This window comes from Sphingomonas sp. Leaf38 (genome assembly GCF_001421825.1).
Taxonomy (GTDB): Bacteria; Pseudomonadota; Alphaproteobacteria; order Sphingomonadales; family Sphingomonadaceae; genus Sphingomonas.
In genome coordinates this window covers 93,171-97,474 of record NZ_LMLD01000011.1, presented here as the reverse complement: position 1 = coordinate 97,474, position 4,304 = coordinate 93,171, and the positions used below count along the sequence as shown (strand labels likewise).

At 69.4% G+C, this 4,304-nt stretch carries 5 protein-coding genes; 2 read left to right on the top strand and 3 right to left on the bottom strand.

Annotated elements, in window-relative coordinates:
- Nucleotides 1–222: 222 nt before the first annotated feature.
- Both hisC and ASE88_RS07865 read left to right on the top strand, forming a co-directional pair.
- Entirely contained in the window at nt 223–1,320 is a 1,098-nt protein-coding gene (hisC, locus tag ASE88_RS07870) for a histidinol-phosphate transaminase (RefSeq protein ID WP_056479232.1), read from the top strand.
- Nucleotides 1,320–2,228 (top strand): prephenate/arogenate dehydrogenase family protein, encoded by a 909-nt coding sequence (locus ASE88_RS07865; protein WP_056477381.1) that lies wholly within the window; start codon nt 1,320–1,322, stop codon nt 2,226–2,228. Before hisC ends, ASE88_RS07865 begins: the two co-directional genes overlap by 1 nt.
- 115 nt (nt 2,229–2,343) lie before the next feature.
- On the opposite strand, the gene ASE88_RS07860 is transcribed toward ASE88_RS07865, so the two are convergent.
- The 3 genes from ASE88_RS07860 to ASE88_RS07850 form a co-directional block, all read right to left on the bottom strand.
- A complete protein-coding gene (locus ASE88_RS07860) occupies nt 2,344–3,024 on the bottom strand; it encodes a lysophospholipid acyltransferase family protein (RefSeq protein ID WP_055874833.1) in 681 nt (226 codons plus the stop codon).
- On the bottom strand, nt 3,021–3,557 hold the full coding sequence (locus ASE88_RS07855) for a YdcF family protein (RefSeq protein WP_056477379.1): 537 nt from the start codon (nt 3,555–3,557) through the stop codon (nt 3,021–3,023). The genes ASE88_RS07860 and ASE88_RS07855 overlap by 4 nt, the downstream gene beginning before the upstream one ends.
- On the bottom strand, nt 3,554–4,304 hold a 751-nt coding region (locus ASE88_RS07850), incomplete at its 5' end, for a cell division protein FtsX (RefSeq protein ID WP_235527874.1). The genes ASE88_RS07855 and ASE88_RS07850, both read right to left, overlap by 4 nt.

Below are 4,304 nucleotides of genomic sequence, written 5' to 3'. Positions count from 1 at the left end.
CCCCCCCGCCTTGCGGGGGAGGACCCCCCCCCCCCCGTCATCCGGACGAAAGTCAGGACCCAGGGTTGCAGGCGCCGACATTCGGGGCTCTGGGTCCTGACTTTCGTCAGGATGACGGGAGAGAAGAAGGGAAGCTCGACCCCGACCTTTCGCCACCGGCACACACAAGCATTTGCCACCGCGGCACCGCGCCCGCTATGCCCCGCGGCCATGACAAACATCATGCCCGCACCCGCGCCAAAGCCCTGGATCCTGGGGATCGCGCCGTACACGCCCGGTCGCTCGACGACCGACGATGGCCGCTCGGTGATCAAGCTGTCGTCGAACGAGAATCCGCTCGGCACCAGCCCCGCCGCGAAGGCCGCGTTCGATGCCGCCGACCGGACGCTCGAACGCTATCCCGATGCGGGCGCGGTCGAATTGCGCGAGGCGTTGGCGGCGCACTACGATCTCGATCCGGCGCGCGTCATCTACGGCACCGGATCGGACGAGATCCTGCATCTGGTCGCGGGCGCCTATGCCGGCCCCGGCGACGAGATCATCCATGTCCGCTTTGGTTTCGCGGTCTACGAGATCGCCACGCGCCGCGTCGGGGCCGAACCCATCATCGTCGACGACCGCGACTATGCGACCGACGTCGATGCGATCCTCGCCGCGGTCACCGAGCGTACGCGCGTCGTGTTCGTCGCCAACCCCAACAACCCGACCGGCACCTTCACGCCGCGCGCGGAAATCGCGCGGCTGCATGCGGGCCTGCCGAAGTCGGTGCTGCTCGTGATCGACCAGGCGTATGCCGAATATCTGTCGCCCGAGGAGGACGATGCGGGTCTCGCGCTGGCGATGACCGAGGCGAACGTGCTCGTCACGCGGACCTTCTCGAAGATCCACGGGCTCGCCGCCGAGCGGATCGGCTGGGGCTATGCCTGTGCGCCGATCATCGACGCGATGCACCGCATCCGCGCGCCGTTCAACGTGACCACCGCCGGCCAGGCCGCCGCGGTCGCAGCGCTCGCCGACACCGGCTTCGTCGACGCGACGCGTGCGCACAACGACACGTGGCGCGGCTGGTTCGTCGAGCAGATCGGCCAGATGGGCAATGCGGGGCTGCGCTGCGTGCCGTCCAAGGCGAACTTCGTGCTGGTGCTGTTCGAGGGCACGCTGACCGCCGACGCCGCCTATCACGGGCTGATGGAGGCGGGGTACATCGTCCGCTGGCTGCCCGGCCAGGGGCTGCCCAACGCGCTGCGCATCACGATCGGCACCGAAGCGGAGACGCGCGGCGTCACCGCGGCGCTGCGCGATCTGGTCGAGCGGGCCTGATGCTGCCGTTCGCGCGCGTCACGATCATCGGGCTCGGGCTGATCGGCTCGTCGGTGGCGCGCGCGGTGCAGGCGACGATGCCGACGGTCCGCGTCACCGGCTACGACGCCGATGCGCGCGTGCGTGAAACGGCGGATCGGCTGCGGTTCTGCGACGACGTCGCGGACTCGGCGGGTGCCGCGGTGATCGACGCCGACCTCGTGATCCTGTGCGTGCCCGTCGGCATCATGGGCGACGTCGCGCGCGCGTTCGCCGCCGAGCTCCCCGCGGATGCGATCGTCAGCGACGTCGGCAGCTGCAAGGCCGAGATCGTCCGCGCGCTGACCGACGCGCTGCCGGGCGCTACCGTGATCCCGGCGCATCCGGTCGCCGGCACCGAGCGCTCTGGCCCCGAAGCGGGCTTCGCGACGCTGTTCCGCAACCGCTGGTGCATCGTCACGCCGCCCGACGGCGCCGACCCGGTCGCGGTCGAGCGCGTCGCCGAATTCTGGCGGCGGCTTGGCGCGCAGGTCGAGACGATGGCGCCCGAGCATCACGACCGCGTCCTCGCGGTGACCAGCCATCTGCCGCATCTGATCGCCTACACGATCGTCGGCACCGCGGGCGATCTCGAGGAAGTGACTCAGTCCGAGGTCATCAAATATTCCGCGGGCGGCTTTCGCGACTTCACGCGGATCGCCGCGTCGGACCCGACGATGTGGCGCGACATCTTCCTCAACAACCGCGAGGCGGTGCTGGAGATGCTCCAGCGCTTCTCGGAGGATCTGAGCCAGCTCCAGCGTGCGATCCGCTGGGGCGACGGCGATGCGCTGTTCGACCTGTTCACGCGCACGCGGGCCATCCGCCGGAGCATCGTCGAACAAGGCCAGGACGACGACGTCCAAGATTTCGGTCGTACACACGACTAAATGAATAACCACCCCGGCGGAGGCCGGGGCCCAATTGGGAAGGCCAACGTGACGACGCGCGACGCATATTAGCGACGTCCCCCACTTGGGCCCCGCCCTTCGCTGGGGGAGGATGTCAATCCAGCGCGTTCATCGCCGCATGGACGCGCTCCTCGACCTCCTCGCGCGGCAGACCCGGCGGCACCACCTCGCCGAAGCGGAAGGTGATCACCCCCGGCCGCTTCAGGCCCTTTTTCGGCCATACCAGCCCGCTGTCGCACGCGATCGGCACCGTCGGCATCTTCAGCGCGCGGTACAGCCCCGCAAAGCCGGGCTTGAGCGGCGGACGCTCCCCCGGCGATACCCGCGTGCCCTCGGGGAAGATCAGGATCGAGCGGCCGGTGGCCTTGGCCGCGGTCGCCTCGCGCATCATGCTGCGCATCGCCGTCGCCGATGCCTCGCGGTCGACGACGATCGCCCCGTATTTGCGCGCCGCCCACCCCCAGGCCGGAATATCGGCGAGTTCGCGCTTGAGCACGATCGCCGGGCCGTCGAGCATCCGCTGCAGCTCGAGCGTCTCGAACATCGCCTGATGCTTGCACGCATAGAACGCCGGCTCGGTCGGCCGGGTCCCCTCGATCCGGACATGCACGCCGAGGATCACGCGCGCGCACCAGCGGTGAAACCGCGTCCAGATCGTCGAATGCACGATCACCGCGCGCGACCCGAACAGCGCCGAGATCGGCACGCTCACCACGATCGGCACCGATCCCGAATAGAAAACGAGCATGAACGCCCAGTTGCGCAGCCAAATCATCCGCCAAATCCAATCCACAACGCGATCCGGCGAAGGATCAACTTGTTATATTCGTTGACCAAAGTCCCCAGCCGCGGCGTCCCCGGTACGCCATCCCCCAGGATGATCACCTTGTCGCCAAGCGCCGCGGCGAGCTCCATCCGGGCACGCGCGAGGTGCCAGTCCGACGTCACCAGCCGCACCGAGCGGTAGTTGTGCACCCGCACCCAGCGCGCGGTTTCCTCCGCATTCGAGCGCGTATCGACCGCGTCGCCGCCCAGATCGATACAGCATGCGAACAAGGCGGGCGAGGTGCGATACTCGAGCGCGAGATCGATCGGGCGCACCCCCGGCGCGACGCCGGTCACGAGCATCCGCCTGGCCTGATGATCGCGGAGCAACGCGATCCCGCGGTCGATCCGCCCTGCCCCACCTGTCGGCACGACGATCGCATCCGAGGTAAAGCCGTTCAGCGGCTCGGGCAGCAGCAACATGAACACCGCAAAACCGAACGCCCAGGCAAGCCCCATGATGCCGAACAGCCGGACGATCACAGGATATGCCTCAGCGCGCGAACGATCGTCACGCGCGCCGCCAGCGTGGCGAGGACGACGAACGCGACGGGCAGGAGCGCGAGCAGCACCCAGTCGACCCCGTCGAGCGTCACCCCGCCGAGCAGGTCGGAGCCGAGCCCGTGCAAGCGGGTGCCGATGAAGGCGACCACCAGCAACGCGGCGAGCCCGCCGCCGACGCCGCCGATCGTCGCATCGAGCGCGATGCGTCGCTGGAACAGCCGCGCGACCTGGAGATCGGTCGAGCCGAGCATGTGCATCACCGCGATCGTCGCGTGATGCGTCTGGAGCCCCGCACGCGCGGCGAGCACGACGACCGCGGCGGTCGCGCTGGCCATCAGCAGGACCAGCCCAAGCGCCAGCAGGGTCAGCGTGCGCATCACGTCGTTGACCGGCGACATCCAGCTTTCATGGCGATCGACGCGGAGGGCGGGGCTGAGGCGGCGGAGCGTGGCGGCAACGCGCGCGGCCGCCGCCGCTTCGTGATCGGCGAGCTCGACATCGATCATCGCCGGCACGGGCAATTGCGGATCGGCACCGTCGGCGCCAAGCCAGGGGCGCAGCAACCGGGTCAGCTCGGCGCGATCGACCGGTGTCGCGGTCGCGACCCCCGGCATCGCGCGCAACGCCGCCAGCGCGCGCGCCGCCACCGCATCACGCTTCGCCGGGTCGCCATCGACGATCTGCACCGTCAACCGCCCCGCCAATTGGCGGTCGAGCAGCCGCGCC

Excerpts from the sequence above, each read along its gene's own strand:
- hisC (WP_056479232.1), top strand. The coding sequence starts at position 223 with ATGCCCGCACCCGCGCCAAAGCCCTGGATCCTGGGGATCGCGCCGTAC.
- ASE88_RS07865 (WP_056477381.1), top strand. The coding sequence starts at position 1,320 with ATGCTGCCGTTCGCGCGCGTCACGATCATCGGGCTCGGGCTGATCGGC.
- ASE88_RS07860 (WP_055874833.1), bottom strand. The coding sequence starts at position 3,024 with ATGATTTGGCTGCGCAACTGGGCGTTCATGCTCGTTTTCTATTCGGGA.